Source organism: Neisseria sp. HMSC061B04 (assembly GCF_001836705.1).
GTDB lineage: Bacteria > Pseudomonadota > Gammaproteobacteria > Burkholderiales > Neisseriaceae > Neisseria.
In genome coordinates, this window is record NZ_KV830180.1 from 151975 (window position 1) to 174798 (window position 22824).

Sequence of the window (22824 nt, forward strand, 5' to 3'; positions counted from 1 at the left end):
TTTCGGTTTCAGACGGCCTGATTGCTCATTTTAAAAAGAAAAGGCCGTCTGAAAGAATTCGAAGGACTTATTGTAGCCCAATTGTCTTGATTTTATAAGCGTATAGAAGCGTTTCTATGCTTTCCAAACCTTTGCATCTTCCATATCTTGCAAAATTTGGGTTTTCAATGCTTCGATACTTTCAAATTTTTTCTCGTCACGCAGTTTGTGCAGGAAGCGGACGAAGATGCGCTGGCCGTACAAATCGCCGTTGAAATCGAACAGGTGGACTTCCAACTTTTGCGAACGGTTGTTGCTGACAGTAGGGTTAAAACCAAAGCTGGCCACGCCCCGGCGCGTACCGAATGCGCCGTCAGCTTCGACGACAAATACGCCGCTTAACGCATAATGATACGGGGGAAGCTGGACGTTGGCGGTAGGCGCGTTGATGGTGCGGCCGAGTTTTTGTCCGTGTTTGACCTTGCCGCTTAACACGTAATCGTGCCCCAACAGTTTTTTGGCGTATTCCAACTTACCGTCTGAAAGGGCTTGGCGGACGGCGGTACTGCTGGTGCGGATGTCTTCAACGATAACGGACGGTGTGCACTCGGTTTGCATATCGGGCTGTTGTGCCAAAAGTTCAAAACAGCCTTCCCGACCCGCACCGAAACGGAAATCATCGCCAATCAGCAAATAACGTGTATTGAGCGTTTTTCGCAAAAGCCGGTCGATAAACGCTTGTGCGCTCATCTCGGAGAAAGTTTGGTTAAAGCGCAAAACCCAAACGGCATCCACGCAGCCGGTTTCACGCAAAAGACGCAATTTGGTACGCAGCGGACTGATGCGGTAAGGCAGCTTTTTCCCGGCTTTACGCGCAAAAAACTCTTTGGGCTGAGGCTCAAAAATAACAACGACAACAGGCAGACCGCGCCGGTCTGCCTCTCGTTTGAGTTTTTGCAGGATATGTTTGTGCCCGAGGTGTACGCCGTCGAAGTTGCCGATGGTTACGGCGGCTCCTTGCGGAAATTGGGGCGGATGTCGCTGTCCAAGCCAGATGTTCATGGGTGGTGGGTAGTGTGTTTGAATAGGCGGCTATTGTAAACGTTATTGCCGTTTCAATAAACCTTAGGCCGTCTGAAACCAATAAATATATGCTTTCAGACGGCCCTGAGGTTTGTTAATACCTTACCACCACCAAGGATAACGGCCAAACGGATAGCCCCAATCGTCGTAATAGCGATAGTAACGTGCTTCGCGCAACTGCTCTTGGGAAATATAGTTTTGCCATGCCATTTTGTAGCAGGCTTGGAACATCGGGTCGGAAACTTTGTCGATATATTTGATGCGGAAGGCTTTTTGTTCCGCGGTTGCCACACCGGGTTTGCCTTCTTCTTCAAATTTGCGGCGGATCAGCGCGGCTGTTTCCTGATCGCATTGTGCGGCAAGATTGACTTGAAGATCCTGCTCATAGCGTTTCTGCGCTTGGGCGCGTGCGGCTTTTTGCTCGGGCGTGGTGGCGCAGGCGGCCAGCAATGCAACGACGCCAAACAATAAGGTCAGACGGAGAGGATTCATCGGATGTTTCCTTATGTTTATATCTTTCTATTAATGTACGCCCTCATTGTTTAATGGGCAAGTGTGGCAACTTAGGAACACTTTAGATTATTTGTTCTTATCGGCAGACAGTTGCATATAAAATACACCCTGTATGAATGTTTAACTCCAAACCCACTCAATGAACGCTGACAAACCGCCCCACTCCTACCGATTGCGCCACCACAGGCAACACACGCCTCCGTTTTGGCAGGCGGATCGCCCGTATCTGCACGAACACAATATTTCCGATGCCCGTTTCAGACGGCTGGGCTACATCATGGCCTTTCTTGCCGGTGCGATTAATGCGGGGGGATTCTTTGCATTTGCGCGCTATATTTCCCACGTAACCGGCTCCATGTCTCTTTTGGCTGATGTGCTGTATCTCCAAGACTGGTGGTCTGCCGCGGTGACTTTTATCAGTGTATTGTGTTTTGTTGCCGGTGCCGCGCATTCGGGTTGGGTGATTTTATGGACGCAACAGATGCGTTTCCGTGGCAGCTTTGGGTTTTCCATGTGGCTGGAAGCAGTTTATCTGTTGATATTCGGTTGGTTCGGTATTGCTGCGATGGAATGGGATTTTGGCGGATCTGATTTTATTATGCCGTCTTTAGCATTATTTTTATTGTGTTTTATTATGGGTATGCACAATACGGTTATCACGCTTCTTTCCGGCGGCGCCATCCGTTCCACCCACATGACCGGCACGGCGACCGACTTGGGCATTGAAATCTCACGCGCGCTTTATTACTCCAAACAGCATCATCCGCGCCTGCCGCACGTCCGCGTCAACAAACCGAAAATGTGGCTTTTGAGCGGCTTGATGCTGTCGTTTTTGCTGGGCGGTGTGGTTGGCGCATGGGGTTATCATCTGGTCGGCCATCATTTCGCCCTGCCCGTTTCCGCCGTTTTGCTCATACTGGGTGCGGGTTCGGTGGGATATGACGTCAAGGTCAGATTGAAATGGACATTCGTCAACTGGTATCGCCGCAAGCAGAAAAAACGGAAGAAACTGTAAAAAACTTTGCTGGTTATTTCGTGGCAAAACGGCCAAGCTGCCAGAAAAATGCAGAAATGCTTCAGAATTATGTTAACTGGCAAATATTTTCGTAATATCGGGTTAAACCCATTCTTTTGCGTTTCGGATATTGGGTATCATAAATCCGTAATTACCCACGCGGTTTTTATTCATTTTTTTTCAGACGGCCCGAGCCGTCATCTAAAAAGAGGATACGACATGAAATTCTTGAAACCCCTGACCGTTATTGCTACTGCAATTCCTTTGGCGCTCACCGGCTGTGTGACCGATCCTGTTACCGGCCAACAGTCCGCCAGCAAAACCGCCATGTACGGTTTGGGCGGTGCGGCCGTTTGCGGCATCGTCGGTGCGCTGACCCACGGCGGCAAAGGCGCGCGTAACTCCGCATTGGCTTGTGGTGCAGTAGGTGCCGGTATCGGCGGCTACATGGACTACCAAGAGAAAAAACTGCGTCAAAGCCTGGCAAACACCAACATCGAAGTCGAACGCCAAGGCAACCAAATCAAGCTGGTTATGCCTGAAAACGTAACCTTCGCCACCGGCAGCGCCGCCCTGAGCGGCCAAGCTCAAAGCGCTTTGTCTGCCGCTGCGCAAACTTTGGTTCAATATCCTGATACGACTTTGACCATCAACGGCCACACCGACAACACCGGTAACGACGCCATTAACGAGCCATTGTCTCGCAACCGCGCCGAATCTGTTGCCACCTTCCTGCAATCCCGCGGCGTAAGCAGCACCCGTTTGAGCACTTTCGGTTACGGTTCCCGCCAACCCATCGCTTCTAACGCCACTGTTGAAGGCCGCGCACAAAACCGCCGCGTTGAAATCTTGATCAACCCTGACCAACGCGCCATCGATGCCGCTAAAAAACAAATGTAATCCGACCTCTGTCTGATTCCCATACTTAAGGCCGTCTGAAATTTCAGACGGCCTTTTTCTTTGTAGATTTTGTTTGCAATTTCTCCTCCTCAATTCAATCCATCATAAAATTTATTCCTTTATTAACAAGACTTTTCAATTTTTTCTTTAAAAAAACTGTATTAATACTCTAATTTTTACACTAACTTAGAGTATAATTCCTAAAATTTTAAAAACACGCCTCATGCCGTCTGAAAAACGGCGGCGAAAAACACACTTATTGATATACACATCAGCCCGTTATCCAATCCATTTCATAGGATTTCAGACGGCACCATCCAGAATCTATGAAGGAGCATCCATGCAAAACAACTTTGACCCATTGATTATCCGTGGCAAATCACTGATTCCCGTTGTACAAGGCGGCATGGGTGTAGGCGTTTCCGCATCAAAACTCTCCAGCGCGGTTGCACGTGAAAACGGCGTGGGTACCATCGCCAGCGTCGATTTGCGCCACTTGCATGAAGATTTGTTGGCCGAATCGAAAATCAATTCCAGCGAAGAAAAATACACCCGCCTCAACTGCATCGCGCTTGACCGCGAAATCAAAAAAGCCAAAGCCGATTCAGAAGGCAAAGGCATGATTGCCGTCAACGTCATGAAAGCCGTCAAAGACCATGCCGCCTATGTCCGCCAGGCCTGCGAATCCGGTGCAGACGCGATTGTAATGGGCGCAGGTTTGCCTTTGGACTTGCCGGAAATGGCCGAAGGCTACCACAAAGATGTCGCCCTTTTCCCTATCTTGTCCGAATCACGCGGTATCAATATCGTTTTGAAACGTTGGATGAAAAAAGGCGTTTTGCCCGATGCCATCGTTATCGAACACCCTGCCCACGCGGCCGGCCACTTGGGTGCGGCAACCGTTGACGGCGTGAACGATGCCAAATTCGAGTTCAAACGTGTCATTGAAGAGACATTTGAAGTATTCAAAAACTTAGGTTTGGAAAGCGAAAAAATCCCGTTGGTACTCGCCGGCGGTATGGCAAACTTTGAAAAAGTCAAAACAGCCTTGAAAAACTGGGGCGCATCTGCCGTCCAAATCGGTACCGCATTTGCCGTAACCGAAGAAGGCGATGCCCACATCAACTTCAAAAAAACCCTGGCCGGTGCGGAAACCGAAAAAGTGGTTGAATTCATGTCTGTCGCCGGTTTGCCTGCACGCGGCGTGCGCACCAAATTCCTCGACAGCTACATCAAACGCGAAGCTAAATTGCAAGCCAACGCCAAAAACGATCCGCGCCGTTGCACCCAAGGCCTGAACTGCCTGACCAGCTGCGGTTTGCGCGACGGTTTGGCCAAAGCCGGTCAATTCTGTATCGACATCCAACTTTCCGCCGCATTCCGCGGCGAAGTCGATAAAGGCCTGTTTTTCCGCGGTAAAGACCCGCTGCCGTTTGGCAATGCCATCCGTACGGTTCAAGAAACCATTCAATATCTCTTAAACGGTTACTTGCCTGCCGTCCCTGCCAAATAAACGCGTCAACACTCAAAAGGCCGTCTGAAAAACATTCAAACCCTGTTTTCAGACGGCCTTTTTGTCCCAATCCATCTAAAAAATGCTAAGATTATCGCCTGAATTTATCCAGCAGAAACATCATGAATCCATTATTGAACCACCTCAAACCCTATCCTTTCGCCCGCTTGCGTGAAGCCATGCAAGGCATTGACGCACCTGTAGGCATAACGCCCATTCATCTGCAAATCGGTGAGCCGAAACACCCGACGCCCAAAGTCATCACCGACGCGCTGACCGCCTCCCTGCACGAACTGGAAAAATATCCGCTGACCGCAGGCCTGCCCGAACTGCGTCAAGCCTGCGCCGAATGGGTTGCCCGCCGTTATGATGGTTTGAGCCTCAATCCCGACAATGAAATCCTGCCCGTATTGGGCAGCCGGGAAGCATTGTTCTCCTTCATCCAAACCGTTTTGAATCCGGCTTCAGACGGCCCCAAACCGGTCGTTATCAGCCCTAATCCGTTCTATCAAATTTACGAAGGCGCAACTATATTGGGCGGCGGCGAAATCCATTTTGCCAACTGTCCTGCACCCAGCTTCAACCCCGATTGGAGCAGCCTGCCCGAAGACGTATGGCGGCGTACCAAAGTCCTGATTGTCTGCTCGCCCAACAATCCGAGCGGCAGCGTCCTGCAATTAGAAGACTGGAAAGAAATTTTTGATTTGCAAGACAAATACGGCTTCATTATTGCCTCTGACGAATGCTATTCCGAAATTTATTTTGACGACAACAAACCGATCGGCGGCTTGCAGGCTGCGGCGCAATTAGGTCGCGGCACGCACAACATTATTATGTTTACCAGCCTGTCCAAACGCTCCAACGTCCCCGGTTTGCGTTCCGGCTTTGTCGCAGGCGATGCCGAGTTGCTCAAAAACTTCCTACTCTACCGCACCTACCACGGCAGCGCGATGAGCATTCCCGTCCAACGCGCCAGCATTGCCGCTTGGAACGACGAAGAACACGTCATTGCCAACCGCCGCCTCTACCAAGAAAAATTCGACCGCGTCATTCCGATTTTGCAACAGGTATTCGATGTCAAACTGCCTGACGCATCGTTCTACATTTGGCTGAAAGTTCCCGACGGCGACGACTTGGCATTCACGCGCAACCTGTGGCAGAAAGCCGCCATCCAAGTGTTACCCGGCCGCTTCCTTGCCCGCGATACCGAGCAAGGCAATCCGGGCGAAGGCTACGTCCGCATCGCTTTGGTTGCCGACGTGGAAAGCTGTGTCAAAGCAGCTGAAACCATTGTTTCGCTCTACCGCTGACGATTAAGCAAACAAAGGCCGTCTGAAACTTCAGACGGCCTTTTTATTAAATAATCGGATAATTTATATGGTGAAGTCCAGAAGGTAGAAATCTTCTTTACCTACGCCGCATTCAGGGCATTTCCAGTCGTCGGGGATGTCTTCGAACTTGGTACCTGCCGGCAGGCCGTGTTCGGGGTCGCCGACATCTTCATCGTAAATCCAGCCGCAAGGGCCGCACATATATTGAGCCATTTGGTGTTCCTTCCATTTTGAAAGGCTGTCTGAAACCGTATTTTCAGACGGCCTTTTGTGTGTCTTATTGTTGGTATTTTGAATTTATTGCGCTGCTTCCAAAGCGGCAATTTCTTTGCGCAGGTGTTTGATGGCCGGTGTTACGATGGCGACGAACATGGCCTCGCGGACGCGGCGTTGCGCCGGGCTGCGCATCAGATAGCCTTTCGCGCCTGCATGCAATGCGGCAGATTGAGTGGCGTTCAATGCCAATACGGCAGCCGCTTCACGCAGTTTCAAGGTTGCCAGCGTATCGGGTTTATTGTTCCACGCTTCACCGGCAAGACGTTCGGTTTCCGCCCATGCGCCGTCCAAAGCGGCTTTCAAATCATTGTAGCTGTGGTCGAGGTATGAGTTCACTTCCGCGTTCACCACATTGGCCATACGGATAATGCCGAGCGCACCATCAATCACACCGGCGCCGATACCCATTTGCAGTAGAATGAAACCGGCTTTAATGGTCGGGATATAAGACTGGAACTGTTCAGGCGCAGCAATCACATCTTCATCGGGAATAAACACGTCTTTAAAATTCAGGCTGTAAGTGCGCGTGCCTTCCAAACCGCAGAACTCAGGGCAGTTTTGCAGGGTAACGCCTTCCCATTGGCCGCCGGTGATAAACATCACATAGCTGTCGCCGATTTGGGCGGTATTTGCCCAAATGTGGTCTTCGCCGATATTGGATACCCAAGGCAAAGCGCCGTTGATTTTGTAGCCGCCTTCGACGCGCTCGGCTTGCAGGTTGTGTTTTTCGATACCGGCAAGGTGTTTGACGGTATTGGACATGCCCGTACCGGCCAAAACTTTGCCCTGCAGAATATCGGCCAAATATTTGTCTTTAACCGCTTGGTTTGGCGATTGGTGCAGATACCACGCGCAAGCCGCCTGACACCATGCGCTGAACGAAGTCGCGCCGCATTCTTTACCGATTTCGCGCAATACGGCGATTTGCGTTGCCAAACCCAAACCGTTGCCGCCTTCTTCAACCGTACCGGCCGCGGCAAAACCGCCGATTTTGCCCAATTCCAGCATAAATTCTTTCGGGTACAGGCCTTTGCGGTCGATGTCGTCCACCAATGGTTTTAATTTGCTTTTAACGAGTTCGGCAACATTGTTCAGTAAAGCTTCGCGTGTCATTTTTTTTCCTCTGGATATTTTGGCGATATTGAGTTCTTTTAAGAAAGGCCGTCTGAATTTTCAGACGGCCTTTGATGGGATTAGGCAAATGCCTGCAATTCAGGGTTGATTTCGGTTTTGGCAAGGTTGTTGACGTAGTTGCACAAGGTTGCCAAAGCAACGCCCATAACGACTTCAACGGCTTGCTGTTGGTTGTAACCGGCATCGAAGAATGCTTTCAGCTCGTCGTCGGATACCGCGCCTTTTTTCGCCATAACGGCTTGGGTGAATGTTGCCAAAGCACCCAGTTTGGCATCGTCAAACTCGCCTGCAGCCAATGCGCGTGCGGCTTTGATGGATTGTTCGGACAGCAGTTTTTTCAAGGTAGCCAGTTTGGTGTGGCCGGCAACGCAGAAACCGCATTCGTTAGTACGGGCGGCAATGATTTGAATAACTTCAACTTCGCCGTCAGTCAGGCTGTTGGCCGCATTCAGCTTACCAACTTCTTGATAAAACGCCAAAGCTTCAGGCGCATTGGCCAAAACGCCGATCAGGTTAGGAATAAAGCCGTTGTTTTTCAATACGGCTTCAATGCGTGGTTTAGCAGCTTCAGGAGCGGTTTCAACTGTGTGTATGGTCAAGCGAGACATGTGTATAACCTTCTTATCTGGTGAAATGGAGTGCCCATCATAAGCCATCCGCCTCCATCAGAAAAAGACTTATTGGTTATTTGCCACGAACCAAAAGTTATAAGGCCGTCTGAACGGATTCAGACGGCCTTATCAAATGATTCAACTCATTATTTCATAAAGTTTTTCAGCAGCATAGAAGCGATGTCGTCCAAGCCGAAACCATCCGCATCTTGAGCCGTGCCGTTAGGCGTGGCTTTATCGACCAAGTCAGGCAATACTTTTGCCAACAAATCGCCTGCTTGACCGGCATCCACGCCGAATTTTTGCGCGATTTGGTTTACCGTATCGCTGCCCAACGCATTTTGCAGGTCGCTGCCGGACACAGGCAGGTTGCTGGATTGGTTGGAAACCCAGCTACTCAGGGCATCGCCCAAACCGCCTTGTTGCAGTTGGTTGATCAGATTGCCCACGCCGCCTTGCTGTTTCACCAAATCCATCGCCATATCGGTCAGAGAACCTTGTGCGCCGTTTTCGCTGTTGCCACCCAACATTTGAGTAGCCGCATTCAAAAGATTGTCCATGAGTGCCATGACTTTTTCCTTGTATTTGTGTCTAAAAAAAAGAAAACGGAGTGTAGCAAAATTTGCACTGAAAAAAATCAGGCTTAACCAAACTAAACTTCTTTTATCCCAAAGCCGTAACAAAACAAAAGCCGTCTGAAACCCGGTTTCAGACGGCCTTTATAATGAATAATGCTATTCTTCGCGGCCATTGAAATACTCGGCCGCTCCACCTTCAAAAAACCCTTGCAAAATCGCCTGCGCCGCTACTTGGTCAAGTACGGATTTTTGTTTTCGGCCAAACACTTGGGCTTCAGCAAGCAAGCTTTCCGCGTATAGGGAAGACATCCTTTCGTCCACCCAATAAACCGGCAAGTTAAAACGTCCGTGCAAACGGCGGCCAAACTTGCGGCTCAAACGGGTCAGCTCATGCTCCGTGCCGTCGGTATGCGTCGGCAGGCCGACCACAAAATACTTGGGCTGCCATTCTTTGACCAGCTTGGCAATGGCCTCGAATTTTTCATCATTGCTGTTGCCGGTTACCGTCGCCAGCGGATGGGTCATGCCCAACTCGGCATCCCCCTGCGCCACGCCGATACGCGCCTCGCCGAAGTCAAAGGCCAAAACCGTGCCTTTTGGTGCATCAGGCATGGCCGACTCCTGAAACCAAGGCGTTCGGATTGACGCCCAATTTTTCAAAAGCGGCGGCATAACGGAGTTCGTAAGGGACATCAAAAAGAATATGCTCGTCTGCAGGGACGGTCAACCAAACATTTTCCGCCAGCTCGCGCTCCAACTGCCCTTTGCCCCATTTTGAATAACCAATACTGATCAAAGCCTTGTCCACCGCGCCTTCTTTAGACAAGTTTTCAATCACATCGCGCGAAGAAGTCAGCGCGACGTTATCGGTTACCACCATGCTGTTTTGCCAGCGGCCGATCGGCGTATGCACGACATAACCGCGCTCAATCTGAACCGGCCCGCCCATCATCACGTTTTCATGTTGCAGGCGCAACGGGATATTGCGGTCGGCGGCGGCGAAAATCATGTCCATGGTAATCGGCGAAGGCTTGTTGATGACGATGCCCAGCGCACCTTCTTCATCGTGTTCGCACACATAAATGACAGTATCCGTAAAAAACGGATCGTCCATATGAGGCATGGCAATCAGGAAATGGTTGGCTAAATTCATATTCTTTTAATCTATAAGCTGATTTTATTATTTTTGTCCGTCGGCAACCGGCGCATCCACCACGCACGCACCGTAAACCGCGCCGCCTACCGGTACCGGCGCATTGGTTTTCGCATGGGCAAAACACGATACCGCGCTCAAAGAGTTTTTCGGCGAACCTTGAACGATTTTATCGCTGTATACCAAATAAGCAAAAGACTTACGTTTCGGGTCGTAGTAGCGGATAATCTGCTGGCTCTTAAATGCTATGCTGGCACTGCGTTTGAACACTTGTCGCGGTTTCAAAACCGCAGCCTCGTTATAACGGATGACTTCCGCACTTTGTACACAGGAAACGGATGCGTCGCTGGCATCTTCTTCCAGATTGACCGTTTCTTTCAAACCGCCTTTTTTCGCGTACGAAATATAACAGGCAACCCCTTGCACATCAGGATCGTCAAAACCTTCCACTTCAATACGGTCGTTTTTACCCAGCATATGAAACACCGTACTGGCGCGTCCGATTTTATCGGTATTGTCACCGCAAGCCGCCAAAACCATGGCACCTAACACTACTAATAAATATTTTTTCATAATATCCCGTCGATGCAGACTGTCAATTTCCAGGCAGACTAAAGCCCGTCCGCCTACTCTATCGTTACTATATAAGAGCGTTCGTCCATATTGCAACCCGATATTATTTTCAGACGGCCTGACAGACAGTATAATCCGTCCTATTGTTCCTACTTTGATAGCAAGATCGAACCATGCGTTACAAACCCCTCATTCTCGCCCTGTTGCTCAGTTTCTCCCTGCCAACCTATGCTGCCAAAGACGCGCCGAAAGAAAAAGCGGCCGCTGTCAAAAAAGCTGCGCCCGTGAAAAAAGAGAAAGAAGCCACTAAGGCAGATGTCAAAAAAGAAACCTCAAAAAAACAAGCGGTAAAAGAAAAAGAGGAAGACAAAAAAGCGGTTAAAGCCAAAGCCTCCAAAGAGAAGGAAACCGCCGACAAAAACGAACGCGCTTCAGCCAAAAACAAACCGGCTAAAGCCGCCGAGGCCGCGGCCGACAATAAAAAGGCCAACCGCAAAGCCGAAGAGCCTAAAGAAACAGCCAAAGACAAAAAAGCCGCAGCCGCAAAACCCGGCAAAGCCAAAGAACAAGACAAAAAACCTGTTGAAGATAAAAAAGATAGCAAAGCCAAAGAACCTGTAAAAAAAGCAGAACCTAAAGAAACCAAAACCAAAGAGCCTGCTAAAAAAGCGACTGAGGATAAAAAAGAGCGTCAATCCAAAGAGCCAGCAAAAAAAGCAGCCGAAGACAAAAAGGCTGACGCTAAAGAAACCAAAGCCAAAGAGCCTGCCAAAAAAGCTGTTGAAGATAAAAAAGACACAAAAGCCAAAGAGCAAAACAAAAAAGACGAGCCTAAAGCTGAGCCTAAAGCCGTCTCTTCAGCCGACAACGATTTCAAAGCAGCCGTGACTGCCGCCGCCAACGAGATGGAAAGCAAGAAATCCTTTGCCAAACGCAACGAGGGTTTCATTATCCATGTCAATGCCACGCTCAAACAGCTGCAACAAACACGCAACAACCTCTCCGGCATCAACCGCAAACAACGCGACGCTTGGGAAAAATTCCAAAAACTCAATGCCGATGCCAACCAGTTGAAAGCCGAAGTTTCCAACACGCGCGCCCAAATTTCGCGCTTTGTGTCCGGCAACTATAAAAACAGCCAGCCCAACGCGGTCGCCCTCTTCCTGAAAAACGCCGATGCCGGTCAAAAAACCCGCTTCCTGCGTTACACGCGTTATATCAACAACGCCAACGACCAAGTCATGAGAGACTTGGAAAAACAACAAAAAGAGCTGGCGGCGCAAGAGCAAAAAATCAACAATGAATTGGCTTACCTGAAAAAACTGCAAGCCAACATCCAAGCTTCGTTGCATCAACAAGGCGTAACCAATACCGCCGAACAAGCCGAAAGCCGCCGTCAAAACGCGCAAATGGCCAAAGAAGCGCAAAAGAAAATCAACCACAGAGAAAACGAGCAACGCCTCAACAATCTCTTGAAAGATTTGGAAAAACGCAAAGCCGAGCAACGCAAAGCCGAAGCAGAAGCGCGTAAAAAAGCCGCCGAAGCCCGTTTGGCCGCTGCCGAAAAAGCACGCAAAGAGCAGGCTGCCGCCCAACAAAAAGCCGAAGCCGAACGCGCCGCCATGTCCACGCTGACTGACGAAGACATGAAACTGCAAGCCCCAAATACCCAAGGCTTGACCGTCAGCAACGCCAACAGCTTCAGCCGTATGCAAGGCCGTCTGAAAAAACCGGTCAACGGCACATTGGCAGGCCTGTTCGGTCAAGACCGCGGCGATGGCGAAGTTTGGAAAGGCGTGTTCTACAATACCGTTCCGGCTCCGGTCAGCAGCATTGCCTCAGGCACGGTTACTTTTGCCGGCGAGCTTGAAGGCTACGGCAAAGTAGTCGTCCTCGACCACGGCGACGGCTATGTCAGCATTTACTCCGGCCTGAGCGAAATCGACATTGCCCAAAACTACGCCGTCAATGCCGGCAGCAAGATTGGTACCAGCGGCACTTTGCCGTCGGGCGAAACCGGCCTTTACCTTGAAGTCCGCTACAACGGACAAGTCATGAATCCGCTTTCATGGATTAACTGATGCTTCAGACGGCCTGAGTGAATTTTCCCTCCAGGCCGTCTGAATTTTCATCATAAACTACAATAAAACACGATTTTCACGCCTGTTCAGCACATTAAACAACAAACTTTTACCTTAAACTTATTGTTCCGAGCGTTTAAATCACATAAAGTCAACGGGTTCAGAGAAAACAAAAAACACTTTGCTTACCGTACACGAAAAGAAAGTCAAACGAATGTCAACAAAATCCACTTTGAAAAAAGTTGCAATCTACACTCTCGGCGCATTTAGCGGCATCGCCCTCAGTCTGAGTGTACAAAGTTTTGCCGCCGAAAAAGACAAAAAAGACAACGAGGCCCTGCCCGTGCAGACCATCCGCACCATGGCAGAAGTGTACGGCCAAATCAAAGCCAACTATTACCAAGACAAGCCCGACGCCGAGCTTTTTGAAGGCGCAATGAAAGGCATGGTGTCCGATCTCGATCCCCATTCCGAGTACATGGACAAAAAAGGGTATGCCGAAATGAAAGAATCCACCAGCGGCGAATTCGGCGGCCTGGGCATGGAAATCGGACAAGAAGACGGCTTCGTCAAAGTCGTTGCCCCGATTGAAGACACTCCGGCAGAACGCGCCGGCGTAAAAAGCGGCGACTTCATCGTCAAAATCGACAATACCTCTACCCGCGGCCTGACCGTCAGCGAAGCCGTCAAAAAAATGCGTGGCAAACCGGGTACCAAAATCACCCTGACCCTTTCACGCAAAAATGCCGACAAACCCATCGTCGTCAACCTGACCCGCGCCATCATCAAAGTCAAAAGCGTGCGCCATCACCTGCTTGAAAAAGACTACGGCTACATCCGCGTCTCCCAATTCCAAGAGCGCACCGTTGCTGCGCTCAACGAAGCCGCACAAGCCCTTGTCAAAGAAAACAAAGGCCCGCTCAAAGGCATCATCCTCGACTTGCGCGACGACCCGGGCGGCCTGCTCAATGGCGCAGTCGGCGTATCCGCAGCCTTCCTGCAACCTGACGTAACCGTTGTCAGCACCAAAGGCCGTAACAAAAAAGAAGGCATGGTTCTCAAAGCAACTGCCGAAGACTACATCACCACCAGCGGCAAAGACCCGTTGGCCGGATTGCCTGCCGAGTTGAAAACCATTCCTATGACCGTCCTGATTAACGCAGGCTCTGCCTCCGCTTCCGAAATCGTTGCCGGCGCATTGCAAGACCACAAACGTGCCGTCGTCGTCGGCACACAAAGTTTCGGCAAAGGCTCGGTGCAAACCCTGATTCCGCTTTCTGGCGGCAGCGCAGTCAAACTGACCACCGCGCTGTACTACACGCCGAACGACCGCTCGATTCAAGCGCAAGGCATTGTCCCCGACGTTGAAGTTAAAGACAAAGACCGCGCCTTTGAAAGCCGCGAAGCCGATTTGGTCGGCCATATCGGCAATCCGCTGGGCGGCCAAGACGTTAACAGCAGCAACGAAACGCCTGCCAATACAGAAACCAAAGCCGATAAAGATAAGTCTAAAAAAGACAAAGACGAAGACATCTCCAGCCGCCGCATTCCCAATCCGGCCAAAGACGATCAGCTCCGCAAAGCCTTGGACTTGGTGAAAAATCCAACCGAATGGCAAAAATCTTTGGGCTTGGCAGCGAAAAAACCTGCACCGAAAAAAGATGCTGATAAAGACAGTAAGAAATAAACCTATTATTTCTCAATAAAAAAGGTCGTCTGAAAACGATATGATTGTTTTCAGACGACCTTTTCACACATCAAATATTCCACAGGGAAAACACCATGGCAAAAGCCCCCAAAACCATCTACCAATGTTCCGAATGCGGCGGTACTTCCCCGAAATGGCAGGGTAAATGCCCGCATTGCGGCGAGTGGAACATGCTTCAGGAAAGCCTGGCCGCGCCCGAACCGAAAAACGCCCGTTTCCAATCTTGGGCGGCGGACACTTCGACCGTCCAATCCCTCTCCGCCGTTACCGCGACCGAAGTGCCGCGTAATCCGACCGGCATGGGCGAGCTTGACCGCGTATTGGGCGGTGGTTTGGTCGATGGCGCGGTCATCCTGCTCGGCGGCGACCCCGGCATCGGCAAATCCACGCTGCTGTTGCAAACCATCGCCAAAATGGCGCAAAGCCGCAAAGTGCTGTACGTTTCCGGCGAAGAATCCGCCCAACAAGTCGCCCTGCGCGCGCAACGTTTGGAGCTGCCCACCGAAGGCGTAAACCTGCTTGCCGAAATCCGCATGGAAGCGATTCAGACGGCCTTGAAACAGCATCAGCCCGAAGTCGTCGTCATCGACTCCATCCAAACCATGTATTCCGACCAAATCACCTCCGCTCCAGGCTCCGTGTCGCAGGTGCGCGAATGCGCCGCCCAACTGACGCGCATGGCGAAACAGATGGGCATCGCCATGATACTGGTCGGACACGTTACCAAAGACGGCGCGATTGCCGGCCCGCGCGTACTGGAACACATGGTCGATACCGTGCTGTATTTCGAGGGCGACCAACATTCCAACTACCGTATGATACGCGCCATCAAAAACCGCTTCGGCGCGGCAAACGAACTGGGCGTGTTCGCCATGACCGAAAACGGTTTGAAAGGCGTATCCAATCCGTCCGCCATCTTCCTCGCCAGCTACCGCGACGACACGCCCGGCTCGTGCGTTTTGGTCACGCAGGAAGGCAGTCGCCCGCTTTTGGTCGAAATTCAGGCATTGGTCGATGACGCACACGGTTTTACCCCCAAACGCCTCACCGTCGGCCTCGAACAAAACCGCCTCTCCATGCTGCTCGCAGTCCTCAACCGCCACGGTGGCATTGCCTGCTTCGACCAAGACGTGTTCCTCAACGCCGTCGGCGGCGTCAAAATCGGCGAACCTGCCGCCGACCTCGCCGTCATCCTCGCCATGCTCTCCAGCTTCCGCAACCGCCCCATGCCTGAAAAAACCGTCGTATTCGGCGAAATCGGTTTAAGCGGCGAAGTCCGCCCTGTTGCACGCGGACAAGAGCGGCTCAAAGAAGCGGAAAAACTCGGCTTCAAACGCGCCATCGTCCCCAAAGCCAATATGCCGCGCAATGCCAAAGAGTTTCCGAACCTGAAAATCTACGGCGTCAGCAGTTTGCAGGAAGCAATTGATGTTTGTCGTGACGGGGACTAAACCGTTTCAATAATCCGACTCAAAAAACAATCATCTAAAAGGCCGTCTGAAAGTTTTCAGACGGCCTCTCTTTAAATTTAAATAATTTTGTTATATTATAACGAACGAATTTATTCTATCTTTTCTACACATCGAAAATCGGAGAGAAATCATGAAAAAAACCGCTTTGCTTATCGCATCTGCCTTCCTATTCAGCACTGCCGCACACGCCCATCGCGTTTGGGTTGAAACCGCCCACACACATGGCGGCGAATACCTTGAAGCCGAATTGGGCTATGGCGAATTCCCGGAGCTCGAGCCCATCGCCAAAGACCGCCTGCACATTTTCAGCAAACCCATGCAACTGGTGACTGAAAAAGGCAAAGAAAACATGATTCAAAAAGGCACATACAATTACCAATACCGCAGCAAACTGCCGGTCAAAGACGGCAGCTACCTCGTTACAGCCGAGTACCAACCGACTTTCTGGTCTAAAAACAGCGCGGGTTGGAAGCAGGCAAGCATCAAAGAAATGCCTGATGCAAGCTATTGCGAACAAACCCGTATGTTCGGTAAAAACATCGTCAATGTCGGCCACGAAAGCGCAGATACCGCCATCATCACCAAGCAAGTCGGCCAACATTTGGAAATCGTACCTTTGGACAACCCTGCCAACGTCCACGTCGGCGAACGCTTCAAAGTCCGCGTCCTCTTCAATGGCGAGCCGCTGCCGAACGCCACCGTTACCGCCACATTTGACGGCTTCGACACCAGCGACCGCAGCAAAACCCATAAAACCGAAGCCCAAGCCTTCTCCGATACCACCGATGACAAAGGCGAAGTCAGCATCATTCCATTGCGCCAAGGTTTCTGGAAAGCCAGCGTAGAACACAAAGCCGATTTCCCCGATCAAAGCGTGTGCCAAAAACAGGCGAACTACACCACTTTGACTTTCCAAATCGGTCATTCACATCATTGATTTTTCCATAACAAAAGGCCGTCTGAATAGTTCAGACGGCCTTTATTCATCCTATTTAAGGACGATGCGGCGCAAACCGCCATTGTCCCAATTCCAAATTCAAATCAAACAGATTCAGACGGCCTATTGCCACGCGGACCAAGCGTAAACACGGAAAGCCTGCTTTCGCCGTCATCCTTCGCACCTGGCGGTTTTTCCCTTCCGAAATTTTGATTTCCACCCAAAAATCAGGTACGGACTTGCGCACGCGAATCGGCGGCACGCGCGGCCATAAAACATCCGCTTCGCCCTCTTCCAATACCCTGACCTCGGCCGGACGGGTCACAAAATCGCCCAAGTCTACGCCACGGCGCAATAAATCCAATTTGGCTTCGTCAGGAGAACCCTCCACCTGCGCCCAATAAGTTTTGATCTGCTTGAATTTCGGGTCGGCAATCTGCGCCTGCAAACGGCCATTATTGGTCAACAGCAGCAAACCCTCGCTGTCCGTATCCAAACGTCCGGCCGGATAGAATCCCGGTTTCTCGACAAAATCCTTAAGGCACGGATGTTTTTCATGTGCAGAAAACTGGCAAATCACGCCATAAGGCTTGTTTAGAATAATCAAATCGTTCATTTCACACTTTCAGACGGCCTTAGATTCCAAGAAATTCCGGATAATAAAAAAGACACCGTATAAACGGTGTCTTTCATATTTGGCGGAGTAAGAGGGATTCGAACCCTCGATGCAGGTTGACCCCACATGCTTCCTTAGCAGGGAAGTGCCTTCAGCCTCTCAGCCATTACTCCTAAGGAAGACCGCAATATACGCCCTCTGCCCTCCTTCGTCAAGCATTACCGCCTCAAACTTTCTTAACGCCATGAAATCATTTAAATAAAAATATAATATTTTTTGCACCATCCTATTTTTATACGGCTTTCATATATGTTAAAATGATTTTGTTTTCTGTAAACCTTTTTTCACACCCCTTAATTATAAAGGAGTTCGTATGTTACGTTTTTCTGCTTTGGTTGCCGTATCTGCCCTGATGCTTGCCGCCTGCTCACAATCCGGCAATTCCCAACCATCTGCTTCCTCCTCTCAAACTTCTACTCAAAAAACAACTGCCGCCGGTTCCGCCTGCCGCAGCATGGGTGAAGGCCATAAAGTCAATGGCAAAGGTCAAAACGATATTTATATGTGTAAAGTCGATGTGGCTTTGAACTCTGCCGAAGCCAAATCCGCTTTGGACTCCAGCATCCGCGTTCACTACGGCAGCACATCCGGTGCGACTTTGACTTCCCGTCAAATCTCCAACTCAGTCGGCAAAACCCCTGATGAAACCTGCCAACGCGCATTCTTAAGCGCAGTTAAACGCTTCCAAAGCACTGCGCATCGCAAAAAAGCCAAATCCGTTCATCTGGTTAGCTACTTTGACAAAGTAACCAAAGGCGGTAACGAGTACGAATGCCACATCGCTACATTCAACAGCCGTGTGGTTTTGAAAGGCAGCTTCCACTAATGTCAAAAATGCCAGACTTCAATATGAAGTTTGGCATTTTTCTATTTTATGGATACGACACCCCTTCACTGCCTGCTGGCCGATCCGTCTTTTGCCGCCTGCTACGACCATGCTTCTCTAAACGCAGCCGATTCACAACGTTTGGCTGCCACGCCGCAACTGGCGCAGCGTCAAGACTGGCAAGTCAGCCGCGCATTAAAACAGCAAACCGATTTACCGACTGTATCACTGAGCCACAGCCAAGGCTTTGCCGCTTTATTGTGTGCGCCTCATCCCTTAACAGCCGGTATCGATATCGAATTTATCCGCCCGCGCGATTTCAAAGCGCTGTCGGCTTTGGTCTGCACGCAGGAAGAGCAAGACTACTTGGAAACGGCAAACTGGCCGTCTGAAACGTTTTACCGATTGTGGTGTTTCAAGGAAGCCTTGATTAAAGCGGCGAATTTGGATTTCCCGTCAGACATGAAATCGGTCGGCTATGTTTTCGATTCAGGACAACCCGTCGGTTTACGCGCCGGAAAGCAAACCGATTGGCGCGGCACAAGCGCGATTTTGGCGGATACGATGGCACTTGCCTGCGTTTGGCAGGGAAAAGCCGTCGCTCTGCAATGGCAGTTTTTCGGTTCGCTCCAACCCAATGATTTAATCGACCGGCAAACCATCTAATAACTGACAAAATAATAATAATCTGATTTAATTTACTGTACTTTTACTGATTCCACACACCAACAGCAGCATTTGCAAAAGGCCGTCTGAACGATGAATCTTCGCCTCCTAAACCGCCTCTATACTGCCCTTATCCTGTTTCTTACCCTGTTTTTGGTTTATGCCTTTGCTTCACAAGCGCGTATCCAAACCGATTTGACTGCACTGTTGCCAAGCGAGCAGCAACCCGATGCCTTACTGACGGCCGCGGATAAAGCCGCAGAAGCACAGCTCAATTCGCAAGTCATTCTGCTTGCCGGTAGTACCGATGCCGAAACCGCTTTTCAGACGGCCTCACAAATTGCCGATGCATGGCGCAAGAGCGGCGTATTTGAACAAGTCGACAGCAGCATGACGCCGAATTTGGACAAGGTGCGGGCGGATATGCAGAAACTGAGTTTGGCCGTTTTGCCGAAAGACGAAATACGCCTGCTGTTTGAGCAGCCGCAAGCCTATTTTCAAGCGCGTGCAGAAGCCGCGGCCAATCCGTTTGCCGCCCCCTCCCCTTTGTCTTTAGAACAAGACTGGCTGGGCTTCGGACGCTTTGTTGCCGACAAAGCCAATCCGCAAAGCCGTTTGCAGTGGGACATGGACAACGGCATGCTGTTTGCCGAAGAACAAGGCAAAACTTGGGTATTTTTACGCGGACGGCTCGCCGGCGGCGATCAATTTTCCGGCAACGACGCCCTCTTGCCGCTGATGGCGCAAAGCCGTCAAATCGCTTCGGAAAACGGCGCAGAAACCTTAAGCGCAGGTGGCGCATTGTTCGCCGCCGTATCCAAAGCAGCCGCAGAAAAAGAAAGCCGGCTGATGAGCATGGTCGGGCTTGGGCTGACCTTTGCGCTGCTGTTGTGGGTCTTCCGCAGTGGCCGCGTATTTTTGCTGTCCTTACCGTTGGCAGCCGGCATGTTGACCGGATTGGCGGTTGCATTATTAACCTTCGGTGAAGTGCATATCCTGACCATCGTCATCGGCACCAGCTTGGTAGGTATGTTGGTGGATTTCCCGTTGCACTGGCTTGCGCCGTCGGTATTCGGGCCGTCTGAAAAGACCGTTTGGCAGGCCGAATCGGCAATAAAACATGTCTTGCCGAGCTTTGCCGTCAGCCTGACAATTACCGTCTTGGGCTACGCGCTGCTGTGGTTCACCCCTTTGCCTGTACTACGCCAAACCGCCGTATTTTCAGGCTTTGCCTTATTTGGCGCGTTTGGTGCCACCGTTTTATGGCTGCCGCCGCTGTTTCGCCGCTACCGTGCCAAAACCGTGCCTTTTGCCGCATTAACCGAAAAGCTCTATTCCTTGTCAGGCCGTCTGAAAAACCGCCTGCACAAACGCGGCTGGTTAATCGTGGGCGGAATTTTGCTGGCAGTCGGATTGTGGCGCAGCGACTGGCGTGACGACATCCGTCAATGGGTCAATATGCCGACCGCGATGTTGACAGAAGTACAACAAATCGGCCGGTTGAGCGGTACGGATTTTGGCGGCAAATATTTGGTGGCCGAAGCACAAAGCGAAGATGCCCTGTTGAAGAAAACCGCCGAACTCGGCCACGCCCTGCAGCCCTTAATCGCACAAGGCAAACTATCCGGCATCCAATCGCCCGACCAATTCATCCTGCCGACAACGGAACAGCAAAAACTGCAAAACCGCCTGCGCGAATTGACCAAATTGCCTGATAGCTGGAAACCGCTTACCGAAATCGGTATTCCGCGCAAAACCGTGCGCGATGCCTTGCTGCAAGCCGCCGATACGCAACCATTGTCGCTTTCAGACGGCCTGAATACCGATTTGGCAGAAGCTTGGCGTTCCTTGTATTTGGGCGAAGTGGAACCAGGCCGTTTTGCTGCCGTCGTGCGTTTGAACGGCATGACCGATGAAGCCGCCGTACGCGCCGCAGTGCAACACGTCTCCGACGTACATTGGGCAGACAAACGCGCCCACTTAAACGAGCTTTTCCACCACACACGCAATCAGGCCGCATGGTTGAAACTGGCTTCCTATGCCTTGGCATGGCTGCTTTTATGGAAAATGTTCGGTTTCAAACGCGGCAGCAAAATCCTTGCCGTGCCGCTGGTCGCCGCCATCTGCACCGTTGCCGTACTCGGTTTGGCCGGCATTCCCGTCAGCCTGTTTGCCATGTTCGGCCTGCTTTTAGTGTCCGCCATCGGCGTGGACTATGCCGTCTATGCCGCCACCGCACACCACAGCGCGCCGGCAAAATTAGGCGGCATGCTGCTTGCCGCCGCGACGACAGCCATTTCCTTTGCCCTGCTCGCCATCAGCAGCACGCCCGCCGTTGCCGCATTCGGCATGACGGTTACCATCGGCGTAGCATTCAATATTTGGCTGGCAGGCACATTATTGAAAAATTAGACATAAGATGAAGACGATTAAATTAAGGCGATATTTTGTTTCAACTTCTATCGTCACGTTGTAAGAGGCCGTCTGAAAAACTTCAGACGCTGGTTTAAACATTATTTATCATTAAAATCAAAGGTATTTTAAAATGTCCGTAGAATTTGACGTTGCCGTTATCGGCGCAGGCCCTTCGGGTTCGGTTGCTTCCGCTTTGCTGAACAAACAAGGCTTTAAAGTTTGCGTATTGGAAAAACAACATTTCCCGCGCTTTGTCATCGGCGAAAGCCTGTTGCCGCATTGCATGGAAATGTTGGAAGAAGCCGGTTTTGCCGACGCAGTACATGCCGAGCCCAGCTTTCAATTTAAAGACGGTGCTGCGTTTTCATGGGGCAGCCGTTACACAGATTTCAACTTTACTGAAAAATTTTCAGACGGCCCCGGTACTATTTATCAAGTGCGCCGCGGCATCTTCGACAAAATCCTGATTGATGAAGCGGCAAAACAAGGCATCGATGTCCGCTTCGGACACAGCGTAACCGCGTTTGACAACAGCGGCGATGTGGCACGTTTGAGCGTTGCTACTGATACAGGCGAAAACTATGAACTGACCGCCAAATTCGTCTTAGATGCCAGCGGTTACGGTCGCGTCCTGCCCCGCCTTTTGAACTTGGAAAGCCCGTCCGAGCTGCCTCCGCGCCAAGCCCACTTCACGCATATCGACGACAACATCACCAGCCCGAAATTCGACCGCAACAAAATCCTGATCAACACGCATCCTGAACATCGCGATGTCTGGATTTGGCTGATTCCTTTCGGCGACAACCGCTGCTCCATCGGCGTTGTCGGCACGCCCGACAAACTAGCAGGCGAATCAGAAGCCGTGTTGAAAAAATTTGTATACGAATGCCCGATGCTGGCGGAAATTTTGGATAAAGCCGTTTGGGAAAACGACTTCCCGTTCCGCTCTATCCAAGGCTACTCTGCCAACGTGAAAACCTTATACGGCAAACATTTCGCTCTTTTAGGCAACGCCGCCGAATTCCTCGACCCCGTTTTCTCCTCCGGCGTGACCATTGCCCTGCACTCTGCCAAACTGGCTGCCGATTTACTGGGCAAACAGCTCAAAGGCGAAGCCGCAGATTGGCAAACCGAATTTGCCGACCAACTGATGATCGGCGTGAACGCGTTCCGCACTTATGTAAACGGCTGGTACGATTTCCGCTTCCAAAATGCCATCTACGCGCCCAACCGCAGCCCTGAAATCAGCCGCATGATTTCGTCTATTTTGGCAGGCTACGCTTGGGATACGAACAATCCATTCGTGGAAAAATCCGAGCAACGCTTGTCCACACTTGCCGCATTGGTGGGCGATTTGAAGGTAGAATAAGGACGAATGCCTTTC

At 50.9% G+C, this 22824-nt stretch carries 22 protein-coding genes and 1 tRNA gene; 12 read left to right on the plus strand and 11 right to left on the minus strand.

The features are described 5' to 3' along the window. Positions 1-114: 114 nt before the first annotated feature. Together ribF and HMPREF2661_RS03625 are read right to left on the minus strand one after the other, a co-directional pair. Positions 115-1041, minus strand: coding sequence for a bifunctional riboflavin kinase/FAD synthetase (ribF, locus tag HMPREF2661_RS03620; protein WP_070822373.1), 927 nt, complete (start codon positions 1039-1041; stop codon positions 115-117). 123 nt (positions 1042-1164) lie between these two features. Next, positions 1165-1554: a hypothetical protein gene (locus HMPREF2661_RS03625; protein ID WP_049322884.1), complete on the minus strand. Its 390-nt coding sequence runs from the start codon at positions 1552-1554 to the stop codon at positions 1165-1167. A 160-nt stretch (positions 1555-1714) separates the two neighbouring features. On the opposite strand from HMPREF2661_RS03625, the gene HMPREF2661_RS03630 reads away from it, so the two are divergent. The 4 genes from HMPREF2661_RS03630 (at position 1715) to dapC (ending at position 6313) form a co-directional block, all read left to right on the plus strand. After that, entirely contained in the window at positions 1715-2590 is an 876-nt protein-coding gene (locus HMPREF2661_RS03630; RefSeq protein ID WP_049322882.1) for a YoaK family protein, read from the plus strand. A 219-nt stretch (positions 2591-2809) separates the two neighbouring features. Further along, complete coding sequence (locus HMPREF2661_RS03635; protein ID WP_003747310.1) at positions 2810-3490, plus strand: YiaD family glycine zipper/OmpA-like lipoprotein; 681 nt, start codon at positions 2810-2812, stop codon at positions 3488-3490. 340 nt (positions 3491-3830) lie between these two features. Continuing rightward, positions 3831-5003: an NAD(P)H-dependent flavin oxidoreductase gene (locus HMPREF2661_RS03640; protein WP_070822374.1), complete on the plus strand. Its 1173-nt coding sequence runs from the start codon at positions 3831-3833 to the stop codon at positions 5001-5003. A gap of 122 nt (positions 5004-5125) precedes the next feature. Beyond that, a complete protein-coding gene (dapC, locus tag HMPREF2661_RS03645) occupies positions 5126-6313 on the plus strand; it encodes a succinyldiaminopimelate transaminase (RefSeq protein WP_070822376.1) in 1188 nt (395 codons plus the stop codon). 63 nt (positions 6314-6376) lie between these two features. On the opposite strand, the gene HMPREF2661_RS03650 is transcribed toward dapC, so the two are convergent. The 7 genes from HMPREF2661_RS03650 to HMPREF2661_RS03680 all read right to left on the minus strand — a co-directional run bounded on the left by HMPREF2661_RS03650 (position 6377) and on the right by HMPREF2661_RS03680 (position 10659). Then, positions 6377-6547 carry a rubredoxin gene (locus HMPREF2661_RS03650; RefSeq protein ID WP_003747315.1) on the minus strand — a complete coding sequence of 57 codons (171 nt, stop codon included), beginning with the start codon at positions 6545-6547 and terminating at the stop codon, positions 6377-6379. Between the two features lie 84 nt (positions 6548-6631). Continuing rightward, positions 6632-7723: an acyl-CoA dehydrogenase family protein gene (locus HMPREF2661_RS03655; RefSeq protein WP_070822378.1), complete on the minus strand. Its 1092-nt coding sequence runs from the start codon at positions 7721-7723 to the stop codon at positions 6632-6634. Positions 7724-7803: 80 nt separating this feature from the next. Then, positions 7804-8352, minus strand: coding sequence for a carboxymuconolactone decarboxylase family protein (locus HMPREF2661_RS03660; protein ID WP_070813840.1), 549 nt, complete (start codon positions 8350-8352; stop codon positions 7804-7806). A 149-nt stretch (positions 8353-8501) separates the two neighbouring features. Further along, the gene (locus HMPREF2661_RS03665) at positions 8502-8924 is read right to left on the minus strand and encodes a YidB family protein (RefSeq protein ID WP_003684921.1); all 423 of its coding nucleotides are present in this window, start codon (positions 8922-8924) and stop codon (positions 8502-8504) included. A 165-nt stretch (positions 8925-9089) separates the two neighbouring features. Continuing rightward, positions 9090-9545: a Holliday junction resolvase RuvX gene (gene ruvX, locus HMPREF2661_RS03670; protein ID WP_003680463.1), complete on the minus strand. Its 456-nt coding sequence runs from the start codon at positions 9543-9545 to the stop codon at positions 9090-9092. Then, positions 9538-10086, minus strand: coding sequence for a YqgE/AlgH family protein (locus tag HMPREF2661_RS03675; protein ID WP_003680465.1), 549 nt, complete (start codon positions 10084-10086; stop codon positions 9538-9540). The genes ruvX and HMPREF2661_RS03675 overlap by 8 nt, the downstream gene beginning before the upstream one ends. A 27-nt stretch (positions 10087-10113) precedes the next feature. Beyond that, complete coding sequence (locus HMPREF2661_RS03680) at positions 10114-10659, minus strand: CreA family protein (RefSeq protein ID WP_070813839.1); 546 nt, start codon at positions 10657-10659, stop codon at positions 10114-10116. Positions 10660-10832: 173 nt separating this feature from the next. Between HMPREF2661_RS03680 and HMPREF2661_RS03685 the strand changes: the two genes are divergently transcribed. From HMPREF2661_RS03685 to HMPREF2661_RS03700, 4 genes are all read left to right on the plus strand, one after another. Next, positions 10833-12740: a peptidoglycan DD-metalloendopeptidase family protein gene (locus HMPREF2661_RS03685; protein WP_070822380.1), complete on the plus strand. Its 1908-nt coding sequence runs from the start codon at positions 10833-10835 to the stop codon at positions 12738-12740. Positions 12741-12954: 214 nt separating this feature from the next. Then, entirely contained in the window at positions 12955-14427 is a 1473-nt protein-coding gene (locus tag HMPREF2661_RS03690; RefSeq protein ID WP_070822382.1) for a S41 family peptidase, read from the plus strand. Between the two features lie 95 nt (positions 14428-14522). After that, complete coding sequence (gene radA, locus HMPREF2661_RS03695; protein WP_070822384.1) at positions 14523-15899, plus strand: DNA repair protein RadA; 1377 nt, start codon at positions 14523-14525, stop codon at positions 15897-15899. A gap of 151 nt (positions 15900-16050) precedes the next feature. After that, complete coding sequence (locus tag HMPREF2661_RS03700; RefSeq protein WP_003685136.1) at positions 16051-16857, plus strand: DUF4198 domain-containing protein; 807 nt, start codon at positions 16051-16053, stop codon at positions 16855-16857. Between the two features lie 55 nt (positions 16858-16912). On the opposite strand, the gene HMPREF2661_RS03705 is transcribed toward HMPREF2661_RS03700, so the two are convergent. Together HMPREF2661_RS03705 and HMPREF2661_RS03710 are read right to left on the minus strand one after the other, a co-directional pair. After that, on the minus strand, positions 16913-17473 hold the full coding sequence (locus HMPREF2661_RS03705) for a pseudouridine synthase (RefSeq protein WP_070822386.1): 561 nt from the start codon (positions 17471-17473) through the stop codon (positions 16913-16915). Between the two features lie 80 nt (positions 17474-17553). Continuing rightward, positions 17554-17646 (minus strand) — tRNA-Ser (locus tag HMPREF2661_RS03710). A gap of 200 nt (positions 17647-17846) precedes the next feature. Between HMPREF2661_RS03710 and HMPREF2661_RS03715 the strand changes: the two genes are divergently transcribed. The 4 genes from HMPREF2661_RS03715 to HMPREF2661_RS03730 all read left to right on the plus strand — a co-directional run bounded on the left by HMPREF2661_RS03715 (position 17847) and on the right by HMPREF2661_RS03730 (position 22809). Further along, positions 17847-18359, plus strand: coding sequence for a hypothetical protein (locus HMPREF2661_RS03715; protein ID WP_234398620.1), 513 nt, complete (start codon positions 17847-17849; stop codon positions 18357-18359). A gap of 48 nt (positions 18360-18407) precedes the next feature. Further along, positions 18408-19025 (plus strand): 4'-phosphopantetheinyl transferase family protein, encoded by a 618-nt coding sequence (locus HMPREF2661_RS03720; RefSeq protein ID WP_070822388.1) that lies wholly within the window; start codon positions 18408-18410, stop codon positions 19023-19025. 93 nt (positions 19026-19118) lie between these two features. Next, positions 19119-21437 (plus strand): MMPL family transporter, encoded by a 2319-nt coding sequence (locus HMPREF2661_RS03725; RefSeq protein ID WP_070822390.1) that lies wholly within the window; start codon positions 19119-19121, stop codon positions 21435-21437. A 133-nt stretch (positions 21438-21570) separates the two neighbouring features. After that, the gene (locus tag HMPREF2661_RS03730) at positions 21571-22809 is read left to right on the plus strand and encodes an NAD(P)/FAD-dependent oxidoreductase (RefSeq protein ID WP_070822392.1); all 1239 of its coding nucleotides are present in this window, start codon (positions 21571-21573) and stop codon (positions 22807-22809) included. The last annotated feature ends 15 nt before the right edge of the window (positions 22810-22824 follow it).